At 70.0% G+C, this 17,246-nt stretch carries 29 protein-coding genes and 1 tRNA gene; 5 read left to right on the top strand and 25 right to left on the bottom strand.

Annotated elements, in window-relative coordinates:
- The first annotated feature begins 48 nt into the window (after nt 1–48).
- Nucleotides 49–828, top strand: a complete 780-nt coding sequence (locus tag TR46_RS43655; protein ID WP_063770596.1) for a DUF4236 domain-containing protein — start codon at nt 49–51, stop codon at nt 826–828.
- Between the two features lie 25 nt (nt 829–853).
- On the opposite strand, the gene TR46_RS38850 is transcribed toward TR46_RS43655, so the two are convergent.
- The 23 genes from TR46_RS38850 to TR46_RS44260 all read right to left on the bottom strand — a co-directional run bounded on the left by TR46_RS38850 (nt 854) and on the right by TR46_RS44260 (nt 12,097).
- Complete coding sequence (locus TR46_RS38850; protein ID WP_042400372.1) at nt 854–1,852, bottom strand: tyrosine-type recombinase/integrase; 999 nt, start codon at nt 1,850–1,852, stop codon at nt 854–856.
- Between the two features lie 37 nt (nt 1,853–1,889).
- Complete coding sequence (locus TR46_RS15225; RefSeq protein ID WP_042400366.1) at nt 1,890–2,348, bottom strand: hypothetical protein; 459 nt, start codon at nt 2,346–2,348, stop codon at nt 1,890–1,892.
- A gap of 63 nt (nt 2,349–2,411) precedes the next feature.
- Nucleotides 2,412–2,711, bottom strand: a complete 300-nt coding sequence (locus tag TR46_RS15220; protein WP_042400360.1) for a helix-turn-helix domain-containing protein — start codon at nt 2,709–2,711, stop codon at nt 2,412–2,414.
- A gap of 155 nt (nt 2,712–2,866) precedes the next feature.
- On the bottom strand, nt 2,867–3,304 hold the full coding sequence (locus TR46_RS37970; RefSeq protein WP_152626496.1) for a hypothetical protein: 438 nt from the start codon (nt 3,302–3,304) through the stop codon (nt 2,867–2,869).
- Nucleotides 3,297–4,025, bottom strand: a complete 729-nt coding sequence (locus TR46_RS15210; protein ID WP_042400357.1) for a hypothetical protein — start codon at nt 4,023–4,025, stop codon at nt 3,297–3,299. The genes TR46_RS37970 and TR46_RS15210 overlap by 8 nt, the downstream gene beginning before the upstream one ends.
- Nucleotides 4,007–4,399, bottom strand: coding sequence for a helix-turn-helix domain-containing protein (locus tag TR46_RS37965; RefSeq protein WP_052432826.1), 393 nt, complete (start codon nt 4,397–4,399; stop codon nt 4,007–4,009). Before TR46_RS37965 ends, TR46_RS15210 begins: the two co-directional genes overlap by 19 nt.
- Entirely contained in the window at nt 4,396–4,635 is a 240-nt protein-coding gene (locus TR46_RS15200) for a hypothetical protein (protein WP_042400354.1), read from the bottom strand. Before TR46_RS15200 ends, TR46_RS37965 begins: the two co-directional genes overlap by 4 nt.
- Nucleotides 4,625–5,131: a winged helix-turn-helix domain-containing protein gene (locus TR46_RS15195; RefSeq protein ID WP_042400343.1), complete on the bottom strand. Its 507-nt coding sequence runs from the start codon at nt 5,129–5,131 to the stop codon at nt 4,625–4,627. Before TR46_RS15195 ends, TR46_RS15200 begins: the two co-directional genes overlap by 11 nt.
- Nucleotides 5,125–5,379 carry a hypothetical protein gene (locus TR46_RS15190; protein WP_042400340.1) on the bottom strand — a complete coding sequence of 85 codons (255 nt, stop codon included), beginning with the start codon at nt 5,377–5,379 and terminating at the stop codon, nt 5,125–5,127. Before TR46_RS15190 ends, TR46_RS15195 begins: the two co-directional genes overlap by 7 nt.
- Nucleotides 5,376–5,849: a helix-turn-helix domain-containing protein gene (locus TR46_RS37960; RefSeq protein WP_161790137.1), complete on the bottom strand. Its 474-nt coding sequence runs from the start codon at nt 5,847–5,849 to the stop codon at nt 5,376–5,378. The genes TR46_RS15190 and TR46_RS37960 overlap by 4 nt, the downstream gene beginning before the upstream one ends.
- Nucleotides 5,850–6,134: 285 nt before the next feature.
- Nucleotides 6,135–6,332, bottom strand: a complete 198-nt coding sequence (locus TR46_RS41100) for a hypothetical protein (protein ID WP_152626494.1) — start codon at nt 6,330–6,332, stop codon at nt 6,135–6,137.
- A gap of 17 nt (nt 6,333–6,349) precedes the next feature.
- Nucleotides 6,350–6,556, bottom strand: coding sequence for a hypothetical protein (locus tag TR46_RS41095; protein WP_152626493.1), 207 nt, complete (start codon nt 6,554–6,556; stop codon nt 6,350–6,352).
- 155 nt (nt 6,557–6,711) lie between these two features.
- A complete protein-coding gene (locus tag TR46_RS15175) occupies nt 6,712–7,434 on the bottom strand; it encodes a hypothetical protein (protein ID WP_042400334.1) in 723 nt (240 codons plus the stop codon).
- Complete coding sequence (locus tag TR46_RS15170) at nt 7,431–7,667, bottom strand: hypothetical protein (protein ID WP_042400330.1); 237 nt, start codon at nt 7,665–7,667, stop codon at nt 7,431–7,433. Before TR46_RS15170 ends, TR46_RS15175 begins: the two co-directional genes overlap by 4 nt.
- Before the next feature lie 296 nt (nt 7,668–7,963).
- Complete coding sequence (locus TR46_RS15165) at nt 7,964–9,556, bottom strand: DNA primase family protein (RefSeq protein ID WP_236655339.1); 1,593 nt, start codon at nt 9,554–9,556, stop codon at nt 7,964–7,966.
- The gene (locus tag TR46_RS15160; RefSeq protein ID WP_161790136.1) at nt 9,553–9,810 is read right to left on the bottom strand and encodes a hypothetical protein; all 258 of its coding nucleotides are present in this window, start codon (nt 9,808–9,810) and stop codon (nt 9,553–9,555) included. Before TR46_RS15160 ends, TR46_RS15165 begins: the two co-directional genes overlap by 4 nt.
- Nucleotides 9,807–10,121: a hypothetical protein gene (locus tag TR46_RS15155; protein ID WP_042400313.1), complete on the bottom strand. Its 315-nt coding sequence runs from the start codon at nt 10,119–10,121 to the stop codon at nt 9,807–9,809. Before TR46_RS15155 ends, TR46_RS15160 begins: the two co-directional genes overlap by 4 nt.
- Before the next feature lie 174 nt (nt 10,122–10,295).
- Entirely contained in the window at nt 10,296–10,616 is a 321-nt protein-coding gene (locus tag TR46_RS15150) for a hypothetical protein (protein WP_042400310.1), read from the bottom strand.
- Nucleotides 10,613–10,966, bottom strand: coding sequence for a hypothetical protein (locus TR46_RS15145; protein WP_042400307.1), 354 nt, complete (start codon nt 10,964–10,966; stop codon nt 10,613–10,615). Before TR46_RS15145 ends, TR46_RS15150 begins: the two co-directional genes overlap by 4 nt.
- The gene (locus tag TR46_RS15140) at nt 10,966–11,262 is read right to left on the bottom strand and encodes a hypothetical protein (RefSeq protein ID WP_042400304.1); all 297 of its coding nucleotides are present in this window, start codon (nt 11,260–11,262) and stop codon (nt 10,966–10,968) included. Before TR46_RS15140 ends, TR46_RS15145 begins: the two co-directional genes overlap by 1 nt.
- Nucleotides 11,259–11,594 (bottom strand): hypothetical protein, encoded by a 336-nt coding sequence (locus TR46_RS15135; protein WP_042400301.1) that lies wholly within the window; start codon nt 11,592–11,594, stop codon nt 11,259–11,261. The genes TR46_RS15140 and TR46_RS15135 overlap by 4 nt, the downstream gene beginning before the upstream one ends.
- Nucleotides 11,595–11,708: 114 nt before the next feature.
- Complete coding sequence (locus tag TR46_RS15130) at nt 11,709–11,894, bottom strand: hypothetical protein (protein WP_042400298.1); 186 nt, start codon at nt 11,892–11,894, stop codon at nt 11,709–11,711.
- Nucleotides 11,894–12,097: a helix-turn-helix domain-containing protein gene (locus tag TR46_RS44260; protein WP_236655341.1), complete on the bottom strand. Its 204-nt coding sequence runs from the start codon at nt 12,095–12,097 to the stop codon at nt 11,894–11,896. Before TR46_RS44260 ends, TR46_RS15130 begins: the two co-directional genes overlap by 1 nt.
- A 163-nt stretch (nt 12,098–12,260) precedes the next feature.
- On the opposite strand from TR46_RS44260, the gene TR46_RS15125 reads away from it, so the two are divergent.
- Entirely contained in the window at nt 12,261–13,157 is an 897-nt protein-coding gene (locus tag TR46_RS15125) for a hypothetical protein (RefSeq protein WP_042400296.1), read from the top strand.
- Nucleotides 13,158–13,213: 56 nt separating this feature from the next.
- On the opposite strand, the gene TR46_RS37955 is transcribed toward TR46_RS15125, so the two are convergent.
- On the bottom strand, nt 13,214–14,815 hold the full coding sequence (locus tag TR46_RS37955; protein ID WP_084718504.1) for a recombinase family protein: 1,602 nt from the start codon (nt 14,813–14,815) through the stop codon (nt 13,214–13,216).
- 24 nt (nt 14,816–14,839) lie between these two features.
- On the bottom strand, nt 14,840–15,022 hold the full coding sequence (locus tag TR46_RS15120) for a single-stranded DNA-binding protein (protein WP_052432823.1): 183 nt from the start codon (nt 15,020–15,022) through the stop codon (nt 14,840–14,842).
- Nucleotides 15,023–15,468: 446 nt separating this feature from the next.
- Here TR46_RS15120 and TR46_RS15115 point away from each other — a divergent pair.
- The 3 genes from TR46_RS15115 to TR46_RS15105 all read left to right on the top strand — a co-directional run bounded on the left by TR46_RS15115 (nt 15,469) and on the right by TR46_RS15105 (nt 17,231).
- Nucleotides 15,469–15,541, top strand: a tRNA-Arg gene (locus tag TR46_RS15115).
- 114 nt (nt 15,542–15,655) lie between these two features.
- Entirely contained in the window at nt 15,656–16,627 is a 972-nt protein-coding gene (locus tag TR46_RS15110; RefSeq protein ID WP_042400293.1) for a tyrosine-type recombinase/integrase, read from the top strand.
- A 244-nt stretch (nt 16,628–16,871) separates the two neighbouring features.
- The gene (locus TR46_RS15105; RefSeq protein ID WP_042400291.1) at nt 16,872–17,231 is read left to right on the top strand and encodes a helix-turn-helix domain-containing protein; all 360 of its coding nucleotides are present in this window, start codon (nt 16,872–16,874) and stop codon (nt 17,229–17,231) included.
- Nucleotides 17,232–17,246: the final 15 nt, after the last annotated feature.

The raw sequence follows: 17,246 nt of genomic DNA, 5'->3' as shown, positions 1-17,246 counted from the left end.
CACCAGAGCTGTGGTGCCACGCTGGGGCCCTCTCACCAGGGGGCAGCCATGGGTTTCAGCTACCGCAAGTCGTTCAAGGCCGGACCGATCCGCGTCACCGCGTCCAAGTCCGGCATCAGCTACAGCGCCGGCGTGAAGGGCGCCCGGGTCACCAAGCGCGCCAACGGCCGGGTGACCACCCGCGTCTCGGCGCCGGGTACCGGGCTCAGCTACACCACCGGCAGCGGCAGGAAGTCCGCGGGCAAGACGACCCGCAGCACCCAGCCGGCCCCGGCGGTGCGGCCAGTCCCGACCAACGGCCAGCGGTCCACAGTGCTCCCCGAGCAGCCGCCCGCCGGCATGAAGCCCCTGCCGTTCAAGGGCTACCTGGCAACGGTGACCCTGCACCCGAACCGGATCGAGATCAGCCGCACCGTCATGGGCAAGCTCACCGGCAACCGGTCGTCGAGCATCCCGTGGCCGCAGATCGTCGCGGTGGACTTCCTCGAACCCACCCGGGCCAGGAACGGGCACATCCACTTCGTGACAGCCACGGATCCGCGGGGTCTGACCTCGACGGGCAACGGCGACCGAACGGCGGCTACGGCCCGCAACACGCACGCGATCATGTTCACCTGGCAGCAGCGCGCCCGGTACGAGCAGCTGCGCAACCTGCTCTCCGCCAACGTCCGCCCCGCGATGGCCGCCACCTCGGCGACGCCCACCGCGCCGACCACGGCGCCGGGCTACTCGGTCGCCGACGAGCTGGACAAGCTCGGGCGACTGTTCCAGCAGGGCATCCTGTCCGGCGCCGAGTTCGAAGCAGCCAAGGCCAAGCTGCTCGGTTAGCGCTCCGTCGTACCAGCGTGGCCCGTCACAGCCCGATGCCGCGCATCGGGTTGTCCCGCCATTTTTCGACGGGCCGGATGTACTCCAGCACCTGCGGGCTGGTCTTGGACCAGCGGCCGTGCTCGGCGATGAAGCTGGTCGGGTGACCGGCCTTCGCAGCCTCGGTTGGACCGCCGGCGCGCAGACCGTGCGCGGTGAAGTCCGCCGCGCCGTCCAGGCCCGCGGCCTCGGCGAGCCGCTGCACCGCCTCGTTCACGGCCGCCCCGGACATCCCGCCGGGCTGCAGCTGGCCCCAGCGGTTGATGCGGCGCAGCAGCGGACCCGCGGTGACGTCGTGCTCCGCCAGGACCTGGAGCCAGGCGCGGACCACGCGGACGGGGTCGGTGTCGGGGTGGACGCCGTGCGGGATGTGGGCCTCGGCACCGACAGCGTCCTGGTCGGTCTTGCTGGACCGCACCAGAACGGTGAGCCCGTCGTCGGTGAACCGGATGTCCTCGATCTGCAGCGCGGCGAGCTCGGAGCGGCGGGCCATCGCCGCGAAGCCGAGCACGATCAGGGCGCGATCCCGCAGCCCCTTCGGCGTCTTCGGGTCGGTGGCCTCGATCATCGCCCGGAGCGGCTTGAGGGTGACCGGCGGAGCCTTCCGCTTCCGCTTGCCCGCGGCGGCCCGGTCCCGTCGGTGGACCTTCAGTACGGCCAGGGCGGCGTCGGTCTCGGGCAGGCCGCGGTGCCCGGCGGTCCGGTGGGCGGTGCGGATCGCTGCGATGGCCTGCTCGATGGTGCTGGGGGCGCGGTCGAGGTCGGCGAGGTGGCTGACGTACTCCGCGAGGGTGTGCGCGGTGGCCGGCATCGGGGTGCGCCCGGTCGAGCCGCACCAGTCGGTGAAGATGTTCCACTGGCGGGCGTAGGCGCGGCGGGTATTCTCCGGCACCGAGCGGTCGAGCCGGTCCCGGGTGCTGTCCGAGACGGTGGAGTCGACCGTGGCGGGCAGCGGCACGGAGGCGGGGACCAGTTCGGCTGACATGCCATCAGTCTACCGGCCTGACCCTCGATAACATGGCTTATCGAGGGTCAGAACGATGTCCTAGGGCATCACGCTCGGCGGCCTCGGCGAGGGCTGCGCGGAGGTCTCGGCGGTGCTCGTACCACTCGACGATTGACCCGGTGTCGTGACGCAGGTGCGGCGGTACGAGGAACTTGGGCCAGTTGAACCATGCGACCGAGGCGTGCAGGAGCAGCATCACGAAGGAGCTGAACAGAAGAACTAGGGCGACGCCCGTCGTGGCCTGGCTGTTGATCAAGCCGATCAGGATTGATGCGTTCGTCAGTGCCAGCCAGCCTGCGAGGGGCACGATCCCCCTTTCGTGTCCCCTGATCACGGACGGGTTCGTCGTGCGGACTCCGGGCATCTCTGGTGCGCGATCGGAGTCGATCCAGTGAAGCCATGCGGCCCGCACCATGAACACGGACATGCAAGTCACGAAGACCAGCATGAAGATCCCGAAGCTGATGTTGGCCACGGATTGCCCCCCGGTCCCGCGCGAATGTGACGCATCAGTATGGGCGGGGATCAGCGACGTCGATCACCGGGGGTGGGTTGCGGCTGTGGTCCGGGCCGGATGGTCCGCGCCGGCGTCGTCGACCGCCGCGGTCAGTAGCGCCGCTCGCTCGTCCTCGCTCAGCCCCAACCGCTCGGCCAGCCTGCCGGCGACCGTCATGGAGGGCACCCGCTGCCCGGACTCCAACCGCACCAGGTAGCTCTGGGACAGACCGAGCAGCCGTGCCGCCTCGCGCCCGCGCAGCCCGGCCCGCATCCGGGCGGCGGCGAGCATCGGCCCGAGCTCGGGCGGCGGGAGACGGCGCTCCCTGATCATCGGCTCCATGGCCGTGCTCCTCTCGATGGTGGTACTGCACAACGCGCCGCCCTGCCCGGATTGGTCACGAGCAGGGGCGGCGCGCAGCTCGGCCGCACGCGTAGGCCGGGCTTCCAGCCGGCGCGGCGGTGGGGACCGCGAACAGCCGACGGGGGGTCAAGGGGTCAAGCCCTCCGGCGTCCGCGGGGCTTCTGCGCGGGGATGCCCAGGCCGGCGAGTTTGCCCGCGGTCGCCCAGGCGGCCACCACGTGCGGCTCAGCGTCCCGCACCTCCTGCTCGGTGATCTCACCCGCGTAGTCCTGGGTCAGCATCGCCCGCCGCGCCGACTGCTGCAGCACCCGCACATTCGCACCAGACAGCCCCGACGGCCCGCTACCGGCCGCACCGGCGTCCTGCCCGGTCTCCGGGGCCTGGACGGGCTGCTGCGCCCCTGCGGCGGCCTCCTGCACGGCAGCGGACACCCGCGCCACGAAGCCCGGCGAATCGGGCCCCAAGGCCGCGACCCGGGCCATAAACGCCGCCGAGTCGCACAGCGCCGCCGCGTCCGCGTGATGCGCCGCAGCCGCGAAGTGCACCGCCAGCTCGGCCGTGGACTCACTCACCGAGCTCACCGCGCATCCACCGGTCGACGTCCGTGTCGGACAGCGGCACCACCTCGCCCGAGCGCACGTGCGCCTGCATGCCGTTGTTGAGGTCCCCGCTGATCGGGTGCAGGACGCCGTTACGGCCCCGCAGCAGGTGATCGGGGCGCTTGGCCGCCGGCACCTCGACGACCGGCCGCGCCATGCCCGCGGCGCGCTCCACATCACCCGTGACGGCGTGCTGCAACGCCTGCTCGACCAGGTCCCGCACCGGCACCAGCTTGACCGCCTTGTGCACGATCGCGCGGCCCTCCACGGCCACGTGCCCCGAGGTGGCGCGCGGACCCGCCGGCGCCTTCGCCTCGACCTGCAGGTCCACCGCCGCGGCCACCAGGGCCGCCACCGTGGCATCGTGCCCGTCCGCGAGGGCACGCACCCTGGCGCAGACCCGGGCGACCTCGGCCAGGGCCTCCCGCAGCGCCTGGCCCGGCTCCGCAGCCGCAGTGTTCTCGACCTCCGCCCCCACCGCCGTCAGCGCCTCCAGGCGGGCCCGGACCCGCTCCGACTCGGCCCGCGCCTGCGCACCCTGGGCGGCGAGGTCCGCGTGACGCCACCGATCCCGGAGTCGGTGCAGGTGCTCGAAGGCGACCTTCCCGCCCGAGGCAAGCTCGGTCTCCGCCTGGTGTACCTCGGCGCGCGCCTGCTCGACGTCGGGGCCCTTCATCACGCTGCTCGCTGCCATGCCTGCTGTCTCCTGCCGTAGTCGGTCGCGCTTTCTGCGTCGACCTGCCAGTCCCGTCCCGGCTTGCGGGCGATCAACGCCCCCGTCTTCGAGAGGCGTCGTACCTGCCGCGGGCAGACACCCATCAGCTCGGCGGCCTCGTCGACCGTCAAGTAGCGGGTCACCGGTCCTGGCAGGCCCAGCATGCGCGGACGCCGTCCGCTAGCGGCCCCAGCCGTCACGCGCAGCTGTTCGCGCAGTTCCTCCAGGCCCGGAACGGTAGGCAGGGCGCCGTTGCGGGACGCGAACGCCGCGACGCCGTAGTGGAGCAGGGCGCCGACCAGGGCGGCCAACTCCGGTGGCACCACCACGCCGGGCACGTCGGTCTCGGTCACCCGCCACCACCAGCCAGCGACCGCAGCAGCACGGCCGTCGTCTCGGCCGCCTGCTCCCGACTCACCCCGTCCCGCTGCGCCATCACCGTCAACGACAACTCGGCGACCAGCAGCAGGCCCTCGACCAGCGGCAGATCCTCGCCGCAGTCACCGAGGAGAACCCGCTCGCCGTCGACGTCGCCGCGCAGCCGGGCACCCACCAGCGCGACCGCCCGACCCAGGTCATCAACTCGCACCGTCGGCCTCCGCATCCCGGTCGGTCTGGTATTCGCCCAGGCTCTGCGCCAGGGAACCGAGCAGGCTCTTCGCCGACTCCAGGCCCTCACTGCCCGCCATCCCGGCCAGCCGGACGTGACGATCCAGCAGCGTCGCCGCGCCACGGATGATCGCAAGACGCGACACGGCATCCGGCTGCGGCACCACATGCTCCAGATAGGCCGGCGCCTGGCCGCCCACGAACGACGACATCCGGTACGGGCGCGAGAGCCGGTCCAGCTCGCTGTTCGCCAAGTCCAGCAGCCTCGACGCCAACTGGGTACGCCGGGCCTGCCCGTCCGCGATCCTCGCCGCGGTAGCCGCCTCCGTGGCCGACCGGTCGAACAGGACTCCGAGGCCCTTCGCGTTCCGGGTCACCGTCGACGGCGCCACACCCAGATGCTCGGCGATCTGCCGCACTGACATGCCGCCCTCCGCGAGCTCGCACAGGCGCAGCCGCTGCTCATCGCTCAGCACGACCCACCACCCCGGGTGCTGCCGCCCGCGAGGCGCCTCAGGTGCACCCCGAGGAGCTCGGCGAGATCCCCGTCACCGACCTCCCGGCCGCCCGCCAAGCGCACGGCCTCGGCGGCGTAGTCCGCCAGGACCACCGCCACCGCCGGAAGGTCACAGTCCCCGATCAGCGCGGCCACGCCCTGCTCGTCACCACGCAGCTGCGCTGCCATCACGGCCAGGGCGTCGCGGGTGGCCCGGTCCACGCTCACAGGGCGCCTCCCGTCAGCGCCGACAGCCATGCGTCGACATCCGAGCAGCTGTCGGCGGCCGTGCGGTCCGCGTCGAGGAGTCGCACGTGCCGGTCCAGGAACACCGCTGCGGTCCGGGCGATCGCCAGCCGCGTCGTGGCGTCCGGCTGCGGCAGCACGTGCTCCAGGAACGTCGGTGCCTGTCCGCCCACGAACGCGTGCACCCGGCACGGGCGTGACAACTGGTCCAGCTCGCCGTTGGCCAGCTCGATGAGCCGCTCGGCGAGCTCGGCACGCCGGGCACGGCCGTCCGCGACCCGGGCCGCCGTCGCCCGCTCGGTCGCCGACCGGTCGAAGACCACACCGAGGCTCTTGGCGGCCCGCGTCACCGTGCTCGGCGCGACGGACAACTCGGCCGCGATCTGGCGCACCGACATGCCCGCGTCAGCGCGCTCGCAGATCGTCAAACGCTGCTGATCCGTCAGCGGCATCGCCTCCACCACCTTCCCGCGCGCGTGGGACGGGCCCGCAACGTGCGCTGCGCTGATCATGTCCGGTGGTGTTCCGCTAGCGGCTGTCGTGGCTGGGTGGGTCATGTGCGGTCCTTCGGGGGTGCTGGGGTCAAGGGGGTGGTGAGTTGGACGGCGGGCTGTTGTTTCGCGAACCGGACGGCGGGCTGTGGTTGGTGCGGCGGTTGCGGCAGGCCTTGTGGGACGGCCGATAGGGCCGTTCGTGACCGGTCGGGTGCTGTCCAGCGCGCGTGTGGGATGGGCCTCTTAGGCGACGGCTCGGGGTGCCGCAACCTGGTGGAGTTCGACGATGTAGGGCCGGCCGCAGACGGGGGTGCGGAGGCCGAGGGCGAGGTGTCGGTGGGCGGCGCCGCAGCCGGGGCAGCGGGTGACGATGACCTGTTCGGCGCCGCTGGTTACGAGGACGGCGCCGACGACGGTGGGCGGGACGGGAGCGCTGAGCATGTTGGTCTCCGTGCTGTTCAGGTGGGGTTGACGATGTGGTCGCGGACGGGGATCCACTGGAGCCCGCAGGTGCTCTCGGAGCACTCCAGGACTTCTCGGCGGCGCCGGCCGATGGTGGCGATCCCGACCGGGCTGCATCGGCGGACGGATCGGCAGGACGGGCACATGAGCTTCACGATGGCCGGCTTGCTGCTCCGACTGACCCTGGTGAGGCGGCTGGTCAACTTGGTCTCCTTGGTCGGTGCGGTGCCGGTTGGGGCGTTGGGGTAGGTTCCGCCGCATGACGTGGATGCATCTGTTGGAGTTGGTCGGGGTCGGGGTTGTGGTGGGTTTCGGTGTTCGGTGGGTGCGGAGCCGCGTCGACCCGAAGTGAGCGGGGTCATCGGCTGACTCGGTCGCGGGCGTGCTCGTACTCGGCTCGCGCTTTGATGAACGCCTCGCTGCTGCCGCCCTTGTCGGGGTGGGCGTCGCGCATGGCGATCTTGAGCCGCTTCAACTCCAGCTCGGAGACCGGTGCGTACGGGTACTCGGAGCGGAACGGCGGCGGGATGAACGGCTTGTCGTTCGGGAGCTCCGGCGGCTTGGCGTAGATCTTGTTGTAGCGGCTGGAGTAGACCCAGCCGCGGGCCTCGAAGTCCTGCCGGTCGATGTAGCCGCGTTCGTACTCGCCGGGCTCGCTGCTGCGCAGGAAGTAGATCCGCCGGGGCGTGGTCTTGGTGACCGGGAGTCGCACGATCCTGGAGTGGACCCAGTGGCAGGCGCCGTGGTCGTAGTAGCCGCGTTCGACGGCGTAGAGGTTGACCGGGGTCTCGCCGGCGGCTGTGCGCTTCTTGTCCTCGGCCTTGGCCTGGGCGTGCTTCTCGGCGATGACGGCCGCGAGCTTCAGTTCGGCGTCGTCGTCGTTGATGCGGATGCTGGCGTACTGGCCGACGGCGAGCAGGACGGCCGCGCGGTTGGCTTTCCTGGCGGCGTCGTTGCGGTTGGAGGCCCAGCCGTGCCGGTCTTCACCGCCGACGATGCGGGCGGTCCAGAACCATCGGCCTCCGCCGGGGCAGCGTCCCCAGATGATCGAGGGCGGGGTGTGGTCTTCGGGCCGGGTCATGGTGCCTCCTCGGCCTGCTGGTGGTTGGCGATCATGCGGAGTCGTGCTTCCCGGGCGGAATTGCGCCTGCGGACTCCGGCTGTACGGCTTGCCGTGAACTCGGCGCGGGTCTGCTGCTGGGCTTCCCGGCGCCGGGCTGCCGCGGCGACCTGCTCGGCGATGCGGCGCTCGGCCGAGGCGCGGAGGATCACGGCGAGGTCGGCTGCAGGGTCCCGTTCTGGGTCGTGGTTCATGGGCGGCTTCTCTTGATCGGAGATGGACCGGGTTGGACCGGGTCGGACCGAAGGAACCCGGTCCAGGAAAGGTGCAGGTGGGAGGCCGTTTTGAGTGGCGTGGACCGGGTGGACCGGGTTCCGCTGCATTGTTTGGAGCTGTCGTTCCTGCGCATGCGCCCGCACACGAGAAGTTCTCTGTAGAACCCGGTCCACCCGGTCCACCCGGTCCACGCACGCTCTGATCTGCGGCTTTACCGGCCCGGGTGCGGCCTGGAACCCGGTCCGAACCCGGTCCGAACCCGGTCCAAGATCGTTCATGACCCGACCTGCCCGAGCGTGACGCCCTGGTACATCCGGACCTTGACCTTGTTCACGAGCGGCCGGGTCTGTCGCAACCCGGGAACTGCGGCCAGCAGGTTGCGGCCGAAGGTCTCCTTGGTGCCCTTGTGATCGCGGCCCGAGTCCTTGCACCAGTCAGCCCAGGCCTCGTACAGAAGGTCGGTCGGTACGCGGTGCTCGGGACCGACGGTGCACAGCTCTCCGAGGAACGCCTTGATCGGCGAGACCGAGGCGGCGAGCATGGCGACCGCGTCGGCCGAGGACTTCGGCTCGCTGAACCGGCCGCGCTCGATGAGGCTCTGCAGGCCGTCGAGCGACCAGTTCAAGATGCCCGGCAGCTCCCGGTTGAGGTCGCCCTCCAGGGCTCGGTCCTCCTTGCCGAGGAACGAGTTCACCATCGTCAGCACGATCAGCCGGCTGGCGATAGCGCCGGATGCGTCCGCGAAGGCGGGCAGCTCGTTGGACAGCAGCAGGAACCGGACCGGGATGCGGCCGGTCCACGGGTCGCGGTACTTGCGGTCCACGTCGAGGGTGTCCTCGCCCGAGATGGACAGGAGGCGCTCGACCACGACCTCGGTGCCGATCCGGGGGAGGCGGGCGTCGGAGACGATGGCCAGCGTCTTGTCCAGCAGTGGCGACAGGCCGAAGTTCGTCGACAGGCCAGCCAGGGTCGGGCCAGCCATGTTCGCCTTGCCGACCAGCGCGGTCAGGGTTCGGGCGATAGTGCCCTTCCCGGAGCGCGGCGGCCCGATGATCAGCATCATCTTCTGCAGGTCGGTGCGCCCCGAGAGGATGTAGCCGAACCACTCCTGCACGGCCAAGACCGCCTCGGGATCCCCGGGCCACAGGGAGGACAGGAATCCGATCCAGCGAACGGGCACGGGCGCGTCGGCGACGTAGTCGAACGGGACGGAGACCCGGTTGAAGTACAGAGGCGTCAGCGGCTGCAGCTGTCGCGTCGAGATGTCCAGCAACCCGTTGCGGCAGGCGATCACGGGCGCCCGGCTGGCAGTCGACTCCGGAGCGGCCAACCATCCGGGGGTCTCAACATCGGAAGGAAGGTGGACGATGGACGCCAGAGCCTCCATGAGGTTGCCGACCTTGCCGGATGTCGGCGCCCAGGGAGCAGTCTTTTGCTCGCCCTTCCTGTCGACGTACTGATAGGTCGCGTGCTCCAGCCGCGGGTACAGGTCAGCCCGCATCGCATCGCCGTCGACCGCAATCCAGTGCGGTCCTACCCAGAGCACCCAATCTCCGTGCCACCGGCGGAGCTTCAGAGCTCGCCCGTGCAGCCACGCAGGCAGGAGCTCACGTGCGACGGCCATCGGATTGGTCGGGCTCGGGAGGATCTGCTCCTCCCGAGCCACGCCCTCCGCCGGGTCCACCTCGTCCGGCGGTTCTCCTTGGTACCGCGTGTCGCGGGCTTCGGCCTCGTCCGCCTCGCGCAGGTAGTCGGGATAGTCACCGAGGTCGTTCGGGTCTTCGTCCCAGAAGGGCGCCTTCTCCACCCCGTCTCGGTAGTCGGGCATGACGTCCGGCTGACCGTCGTCGTTCCGGTCGACGGTCACGCGGACTCCCGCAGGTCGTGCTCACGCGCCGCGCGGGCCGCGTCGGCTTCGTCGTACCGCTGCTGGCGGGCCGCCTGCCAGGTGGCGTTCAGCTCTGCCCAGGGCGGCTGCTTGCGGGACCGGATCAGCTGCTGGCGGATCGGCTCCCACCGAGCGTTGTCCTCGGCCTCCACGCGGCGCCGCTCGTCGGCGCGGACGTGCTCCTCGAACTGCTCCATGAAGGCCTCGAAGATGGTGTCGCTCATCTCCATCACTCGCTCACCTCCTTCGCCACGTCGGCGGTCACGCCGCCGATAGCGCGCTGGAGGCGCTGTCCGGCGGCGTGGACGGAGCGGGCGGAAGGCTGGGTGCGGAGGTAGCCGCGCACCCTGTGCAGCAGGTCTTCGAAAGCCCGTCGGCTGGCGTACGGGTCGGGCGGCAGCTCGCCGGCCGTGACGGCACCGGACAGGAGCCTGAGCTCCGGGTCGGTGGTGCGCAGGTCGGCGTCGCACAGCTGGGCGAGCTTCTCTGCGGGGGTGCGGCGGCGGCAACCACCCTCGCGGCAGCCGCCTTGGTCCATGGTCACTTGCGGTTCTCCATCTGGAGGTGCTTGGTATGGGGCCCGGGACGGGGCGGTGGAGCTGGAGGGTTTGCCCCGGTCCCGGGTGCTGCGGTGCTGTGTGGTCCTTGCTGGGCGTCCCCGCGCCCGGACCGCCGGCCTTGCCAGCAGCGGAGCTACTGGCCGTCCCGGCGCGGAGGATCAGCCGTCACGGATGACCTCGTTGAAGACCTCGGCGACCTCGTTGAACGTGATCGGCGGGTAGCCCAACTTGATGGCGGTCAAGGCACGGGCGGAGACCTCGAACTCGGCGGCGTTCTTCGCCGCGATCTCCGGGGAGGCCCCGTGCGCGGCGAGCCAGCGCTCGGCGGCGAAGGGGTCGTCGTCGGCCCACGGCGCCGGGTTGTCCTGCATCATCCGGAGCACCAACTTGTACGAGGCCTCGGCGATCTCGTCCCCGACCCCGAGAGGCTGGACGGCCAGGAGGAAGTCCAGGTGCATGTGGATCTCGTCGGCGTTCACTGGCCCCTGCCCATCTGGGCCCGGAAGCCGCGGATCTTGGTGAGCCACTGCTCGGCGGCGGCGATCAGCTCGTCGGCCTCACCCGCCGTCAGGTCGGTCTCGATGCTGCTGTCCTCGGCCCCCATGAAGCGCAGGTACGTCTGGACGGCCTCGCCGTCCTCGACGAGCTGGAACAGCTGGGCCTCGACAACGAGCCCGCCCTCGGGGCCGGGTGCGTCGAGCTTGGCGGAGTCGCCGTGGTGCGACGTCCATCCGTACTGCCGCCGATCGCCGGAGTTGCCGGTGAAGGTCTCCGCGGCCCAGGCGGGCGCGGCGGTGGGGTGGGTGAAGGTGTTGTTGCCCTTGGGCATCACGCACCTCCGAGGGCGTCGACCTGGTCGGCGAGGACGACCAGGTCGTCGGCGAACCGGTGCAGGCCCGGCGCCAGGGCGCGGACCGCAGCCGGCGTGAGCGCGGCGAGGCCCTGCCCGGTCTGGACGGACAGGAGGATCTCCGTCAGGGCGGGGAAGCCCGGCTCCGCCAGCCAGGACTGGATCTGTCCGACGAGGGTGATGCCGTCGGACCCGTCGGTGACGACGATCTCGGTCTTGGCGCCCTCGATGGGGTCGTTGTTCACGGCGGTCGACTCGTCCACGGTGGCGATCACATCGACACCTCGATGACCTCGTCGGGGATGCCGTACCGGTCGTGGATGATCGCTTCCACCAGGTCCCGGCCGATGCGGGTGCCGTCGTATCCGACCATCAGGACCGGCTCGGCACCCGGGTAGGCGGCGACCCAGGCGCAGGAGAGCACGCTGCCCTTCCTGGGCTTCGTGAAGCGGATGAGGCCCGCGCTGAACGGCTTGGGGAGGTCCGCCACCGGGGTGCTGTAGCGGGCGTAGGCGGTGCGGGGGTGGGTGGTCGCGTCGTCACCGCTGAAGATCGACGGCGGTGTGCCGACGGTGGTGGTGCCTTCGAGCTGTTGGGCTGGCATCATTGCCAGTAGCTCCTTCCAATTCGTGCGCCCTCGCCTGCTAGCTGCGGACGCGATTTGGTTGGCGAACATGGCCTCGGTGGTGTGAAGACCCCGGGGCCTTCGCCGTTTTCTGGGTTAGGCCGCTGTGTGGGCCAAGGTGCTGGTGACCTGCTGGGGCCAGCCGCTGGCGCTGTACATCGAGCCGGTCGTGCTGTCGAGAAGCCAGGTGCCTGCGCGCTGGAACAGCGGCTCGGTTCCGTCTTCGCTGTCGAGTAGCGGCATGACGACGAACCAACGGGGCGAATCGGTCTGATCGGCCATCAGATCGCCTCCCGGAGTGCTCGAAGTACCTGCACGTATCGCTCGAAGACCGTGGGGTTGCGGGGCGTCTGACGAACACCCGTTTCCCAGTGGCCGACCGCAGCCGTGGTCACTCCGACGATGCGAGCGACCTCGGCCTGAGACAGACCAGCCGCCTCCCGCAAAGCTCGCCGCTGAGCAGGAGTTGGCAGGTCGGCGTGCATGGCCACGCGCTCGTGGACTAGCTCCGCAATCTGCTGCGTAGGTTTCACGTAGTCATCATCGTCTATGTTTCCGACTTTAGCAAGACAGACGAACCTGCCTAGTTCTAGCCAATGCGGCGATGGCATCTCGATCCGACATGTCGACTTGTGGGATGCTCCGGCCATGAGCCCCAACCAGCACTCGCCCGACTCCGGCGCGGCCCAGAGCGGGAGCGTGCAGATCAGCAGCCCGGAGCCGGATGCGGCTGCACGGGGAGTTGCCTGCCATTTCGCCTGGGGGAGCGGCGACCTCCGCGCAACCGGGGATGTCTCACGCGGCGAGCAGGGCCTTGTGGTCACTCGGGTGGAGATCACCGCGCCGAGCCGTGCGGGTATCACTCATGGGCTGCTCCGGCGCGTCCCGCTGGGGGATGTGCTGCGCTTCGCGAACACCTCGAGCATGGTCAACGACCCGAACATCGTGGCCCTGACTACCGGGATTCGACCGGCGCGGCCGGCCGATGACTACGTGATCCCGCCGGGGCGCGTGCTCGTGACCGATGAGCTCCTTCGTCACGTTGCTCTCGTGTACCTGGAAGAGAGCGCGCCCGGGAAGGACCGGGCAGTGCTGCAGCGCTTGGAGGAGCGGCTCGGCCGACCAAAGGGAACGGTCCGCGGGTGGGTCCAGCGCGCCCGCGAAGCTGGCTGGCTCGGCGCTGCAGTCCAGGGGCGTATGGGTGCGGAGCCCGGCACGAAGTTGCTTCTGTGGCTGGGCGAGCAGATGAATAGTGATGAGGTGCTGATCAAGGAGTTCGCCCGCCTGGCGACGGCTCTGCACGCCGACGATCCGGCTGCGGTGGCAGCGGGGGCACTCCGCGCCTGGCGCAGCTTTGGCCTGTCCGACTTCCCGCACCGGACCGGCATCAGGCCCTCCGAGGTGTACGTCGCTGCAGAGATCCTCTACGAGCGCACCGCTGACGAGGAGCTCGCGGCGCGCGTTGCCGCCGGCGCTGACGAGGACGAGGCGTTCGACCAGATCGTCGCCGAGATCGGCGAAAGGCTGGACCAGGCCGGGGCGTAGGCAGAATGAGCGGCCTGGCAGGAATCGTGCTGCCAGGCCGCGCGCGTTCTCGGTGTCTATCCCAGTCGAGTGCCCGGCGGCACGGTGAACACGGGAGCCCCAGGGGTCCCACGAAGCCTCTCAGGGACCTCCAGGACGACCGCGGGGGCCGTGTTGAGTTCCCCGGTCACCGGATGCTCCAGCGTGCCCGGAGCGTGGACCGTGACGGCGAACTCCTGCTCCAGCAAGAACGCGCGCCGCTCCAGTCGGTCGCACCGCTCCCAGCGCTGCCCGTACGTCTCCCCGCTGCCCACGGTCCGGGTCGAAGCCCGGCGTACCGGCAGGGCGAGCAGCCGGTCGACCTGGTCGCAGGCGCGGGCGTGCAGCCGCTCGTACCGGCGCTTGCCCTCGGGGGAGTCGTACTTGCCCACCAGGTAGTCATCCTCCAACTCGTCGAGCCGCCGACGCGCCTCCATGATCTCGGCGCTGTAGTCCTCGCCGGGATCATGGTCGAGCCGGGTGATCTCGCTCTGCCCGAGGATGAACAGCAGGGCGGCGCCGACCTCGCGCTCGGCCGAGTCGACGTCGATGTTGGCGGGGCTGGCGCAGTCGTGCCCCTTTCGTTCGCCCTGGCAGCGGTAGTAGCAGTACTCGCGGGTCCCGCTCTTGAGCTTCTTGGTCTGCCGATGCTGGTACAAGTTGGTACCGCAGCTGCCGCACTTGGCGACGCCCTGCAGCATCGACTCAGCTCGGGCCGCACGCTCCACCGTGGTGCCGCGGGCCATCATCGCCGTCCTGGCCTTCATCCACTCCGACGGCGTCACCACCGGCGTGGTGGTGGCCATCACGGGGTTGCCGTCCTCGTCATAGACGATCTTCGCTGCCCGGAGGAAGCGGCCGTCCTCCGCCTTGGTCTTCTCGGTCCGGTAGCCGGCGCAGACCGGGTTCCGCACGATCTGCTGCACGACGTCCGCAGTCCACCGCTGACGCGTCTCCGCAGGCTCCGCACCACGCAGCTCCGCGCGCTTGTCGCCCCAGGTGAGCACTCCCGCGGCGTTGAGGCGCCGGGCGATCTCGGCGGTGGAGACGCCCTCGGTGACGTCGCGGATGATGCCGCGCAGGATCTCGGCGTATTCGGGCTCTGGGACGAGCGTCTTGCCCCCGGTGGGCAGATCCACTGCGCGGTAGCCCATGGGCCACGGAGCGCCCGCGTAGCGGCCGATCTGACGGAGCCTGGCATGGGAGCCGCGGGTGCGCTCCCGGATGGTCTCCAGCTCGCCCTCGGCGAACGCGGCGATGATCGTGGCGAACATCTTGCCCATGGCGGTGCTGAGGTCGAAGCCCTCGGTCACGCTGACGATGGCGATGCCGTGCTCTTCGGCCCAGTCCCGCAGCTCGACGAAGTGGGCGGCGCGTCGGGTGAGGCGGTCGAGCTTCCATACGACTAGGGCGTCGAACCGCTCCGGGGTGGCCAGCCACGGGCCGAGCTCGGGGCGGGCGAATGGTCGGATGCCGCCGGACACGTCCACGTCCTCCGACCAGCCGACCATCACGTTCCCGGTGGCCTGGGCCCAGTTCTTGACGAGGGCGCGCTGTCGCTCGATGGACGTCGACTCGTCCGTCTCGTTACTCAATCGAAGTACGCCGACAACGCGAAGGGGGTGTTTCCCGAGAGCCATGCGGGCTATTCTATAGTCAGGCGTTCAGGAGCACGACCAGACGGTGTAGAAGCTGGTGTCCCCGTCCACCCACACCTCCCGCTGCTTGTCGAACCGCCGGTCGGTGGCCGCCAGCCGAAAGCTGGCCACCGGCACCCCGTTCGCGGTGGTCGCGTACCGCACATCCGAGGCCACATGCCCCACGACCGTCACCAGCGTGCTGTTCATCGCGCCGTACCCCTGTCCCGTGAGCTGCTGTCCGGGAACCAGCCTGGAGCAGAACGCCGCCCTGCGGTGGCGGTGGCCGCGGATCTGTGGACAACCTGGAGGGTGTGGAAAAGGCCCTCACTCGATCGGGTGTACTTAGGGGCCCGTACCCGTGTGTCACGGCGGTCGCGGCCAGCTCCCCCGCAGGTCCCTGACCGTACACGCTCAGTAACCGGCCCGACCATAACGGCTGAGGCAGCAGCGCCGTAACGAGTGGACAACAGCCCGCCCTCTTGGCTCCCGCACCGCTGCGCCCAAGGATCCCACCTGCGATTATCAGACCGCCCAAGCGGGGGTTAAGGCCTACACCACCCCCGTCGGCACACCAGGTGCGGAGCCAACCGGCGCTTATCCTGTCCCACGGCAGGACCCAGCCCGGCACACCACCCCGGCGTCTGTCCCGCCCCGCCCCCGTAGCTCAGTGGATAGAGCAGGTGCCTTCTAAGCACTTGGCCGCAGGTTCGAGTCCTGCCGGGGGCACAAACCCAGTCTGACCAGCAGTGCAGCGGAGCATCATAGTCCGCCCGGCCTGTGCATATCGCTCTTCCGCCAAGTGCCTATGAGCAACGGGGTCAGTGGTCTACCTTCACGAACATGACCACAGCCGTGAGTTTCAGCAGCAGCGACCAGCCGGCCCCCTTCGACTTCGGACCCCTCCTCAACTCCTGGAAGCGGTCCCTGAAATCGCGCAACGTCGCCGAGCAGACCCTCAAGGTCTACGGCACGGCCGGCGAGCGGATGCGCCGCTACATCCTCACGTACAAGCCGCCGGAGCCCGACGCCCTACCCGCGCCCGAAACTCTGGACGCCGTCCACCGCGAGCATCTGGAGGCGTGGATCACCCACGAGATCGAAACCACCTCCGCGTCGTCCGCAAACGTCAGGTTCCGGCCGATGAAGACGTTCTTCAACTGGCTCGTCGACGAGGAGGAGCTCGACCGCTCCCCGATGCGGAGCATGCGGGCGCCGACGCCGGGCGAGAAGGAGGTGCCCGTCATCTCCGACAACGCGCTGAAGGCGCTGATCACCGTCTGCTCCGGGAAGGACTTCGCGTCCCGCCGCGACCTGGCGATCATCATGCTGTTCATCGACACTGGCGTGCGCCTGACCGAGCTGACGGCGCGCAGCATCGGCGACATCGACCTCGACCTGCAGGTCCTGCGGGTGCTGGGGAAGAGCAACCGCGAGCGGGCGGTGCCCATCGGCCGCACCGCGGCGACTGCCGTCGACCGCTACCTGCGCGCCCTGTCCAAGCACGGCTGCTCCACGGAGCCGGACGCCCCGCTGTGGGTCGGGGTCAAGAGCAAGGCGCCGTTCACGATCTGGGGCGTGGGCACCATGCTGGAGCGCCGGGCCGAAGAGGCCGGCCTCGGGCACATCCACCCGCACCAGTTCAGGCATACGTTCGCGCACCTGTGGAAGGTCAACGGCGGCAACGAGGACGACCTGATGCGGATCACCGGCTGGCGGTCCCGGCAGATGCTGGCCCGGTATGCGGCCAGCGCCGGCGCCGAGAGAGCGAGAAACGCCCACAAGAACCTGAGTCCGGGTGACAATCTCAAGTAGAGCGACCGCCCCCGCCGGAAGGTGGGGGCGGCCTGTTGGACTGCGTCTCCGTCATATGGGCGGAGCGGCGTACCTCGCGAGTAACGCCTTCCGCAGCCCGCTTGTGGGCCTGCGACGTCAGAGCGCGGCGTGCGCGCCTCTGGTCGACAGGGGTTGGTGGGGTGTCGGTGCGGGGGCCGGGATGCGACCGCTAGCGGGGCGGGTGGCCCGCGAGCACACCTAACCGCGGAGGCCGAACCCTTTCATGATCCAGAAACCCGAAAAGCTTTTCGTGGTCTATCAGCGGTTCCACCTCCAGCGTTGCTGTGTGCCGAAAGATCAAATCGACCCGTCCGTGCGCCAGGAGATCCAGCGCGTCGGCCGCAACATCGCGGGCCTCCGCAAATGGCGCGGACTCGGGCAAGAGGCACTGCGGGACCTTTCCGGCGTCAGCGACCGCCAGATCCAGCACATGGAAGCCGGCTCCAGCGACCTCGGCCTGAGCTTCCACATCCGTATCGCCCGTGCCCTGCGAGTGCCGCTGTTCTGGCTGTACACCGAGGACTGGCCGCGCTTCGCCGAGGAGCAGGAGTGCCCGGAGGCGGAGGGTGAACCGCAGGACTGACACAGCTTCAACTGC

It is taken from the genome of Streptacidiphilus carbonis (assembly GCF_000787775.1).
In the GTDB taxonomy this organism is placed as follows: domain Bacteria; phylum Actinomycetota; class Actinomycetes; order Streptomycetales; family Streptomycetaceae; genus Streptacidiphilus; species Streptacidiphilus carbonis.
This window is presented reverse-complemented; position numbering and strand designations above follow the sequence as displayed.

What these genes read in the sequence shown, in the direction of transcription:
- TR46_RS43655 (WP_063770596.1), top strand. Translation starts at nt 49, where the DNA reads ATGGGTTTCAGCTACCGCAAGTCGTTCAAGGCCGGACCGATCCGCGTC.
- TR46_RS38850 (WP_042400372.1), bottom strand. Translation starts at nt 1,852, where the DNA reads ATGTCAGCCGAACTGGTCCCCGCCTCCGTGCCGCTGCCCGCCACGGTC.
- TR46_RS15220 (WP_042400360.1), bottom strand. Translation starts at nt 2,711, where the DNA reads ATGGAGCCGATGATCAGGGAGCGCCGTCTCCCGCCGCCCGAGCTCGGG.
- TR46_RS15210 (WP_042400357.1), bottom strand. Translation starts at nt 4,025, where the DNA reads ATGGCAGCGAGCAGCGTGATGAAGGGCCCCGACGTCGAGCAGGCGCGC.
- TR46_RS37960 (WP_161790137.1), bottom strand. Translation starts at nt 5,849, where the DNA reads ATGCCGCTGACGGATCAGCAGCGTTTGACGATCTGCGAGCGCGCTGAC.
- TR46_RS41100 (WP_152626494.1), bottom strand. Translation starts at nt 6,332, where the DNA reads ATGCTCAGCGCTCCCGTCCCGCCCACCGTCGTCGGCGCCGTCCTCGTA.
- TR46_RS15175 (WP_042400334.1), bottom strand. Translation starts at nt 7,434, where the DNA reads ATGACCCGGCCCGAAGACCACACCCCGCCCTCGATCATCTGGGGACGC.
- TR46_RS15170 (WP_042400330.1), bottom strand. Translation starts at nt 7,667, where the DNA reads ATGAACCACGACCCAGAACGGGACCCTGCAGCCGACCTCGCCGTGATC.
- TR46_RS15145 (WP_042400307.1), bottom strand. Translation starts at nt 10,966, where the DNA reads ATGCCCAAGGGCAACAACACCTTCACCCACCCCACCGCCGCGCCCGCC.
- TR46_RS15135 (WP_042400301.1), bottom strand. Translation starts at nt 11,594, where the DNA reads ATGATGCCAGCCCAACAGCTCGAAGGCACCACCACCGTCGGCACACCG.
- TR46_RS15130 (WP_042400298.1), bottom strand. Translation starts at nt 11,894, where the DNA reads ATGGCCGATCAGACCGATTCGCCCCGTTGGTTCGTCGTCATGCCGCTA.
- TR46_RS44260 (WP_236655341.1), bottom strand. Translation starts at nt 12,097, where the DNA reads ATGCACGCCGACCTGCCAACTCCTGCTCAGCGGCGAGCTTTGCGGGAG.
- TR46_RS15125 (WP_042400296.1), top strand. Translation starts at nt 12,261, where the DNA reads ATGAGCCCCAACCAGCACTCGCCCGACTCCGGCGCGGCCCAGAGCGGG.
- TR46_RS37955 (WP_084718504.1), bottom strand. Translation starts at nt 14,815, where the DNA reads ATGGCTCTCGGGAAACACCCCCTTCGCGTTGTCGGCGTACTTCGATTG.
- TR46_RS15120 (WP_052432823.1), bottom strand. Translation starts at nt 15,022, where the DNA reads ATGAACAGCACGCTGGTGACGGTCGTGGGGCATGTGGCCTCGGATGTG.
- TR46_RS15110 (WP_042400293.1), top strand. Translation starts at nt 15,656, where the DNA reads ATGACCACAGCCGTGAGTTTCAGCAGCAGCGACCAGCCGGCCCCCTTC.
- TR46_RS15105 (WP_042400291.1), top strand. Translation starts at nt 16,872, where the DNA reads ATGATCCAGAAACCCGAAAAGCTTTTCGTGGTCTATCAGCGGTTCCAC.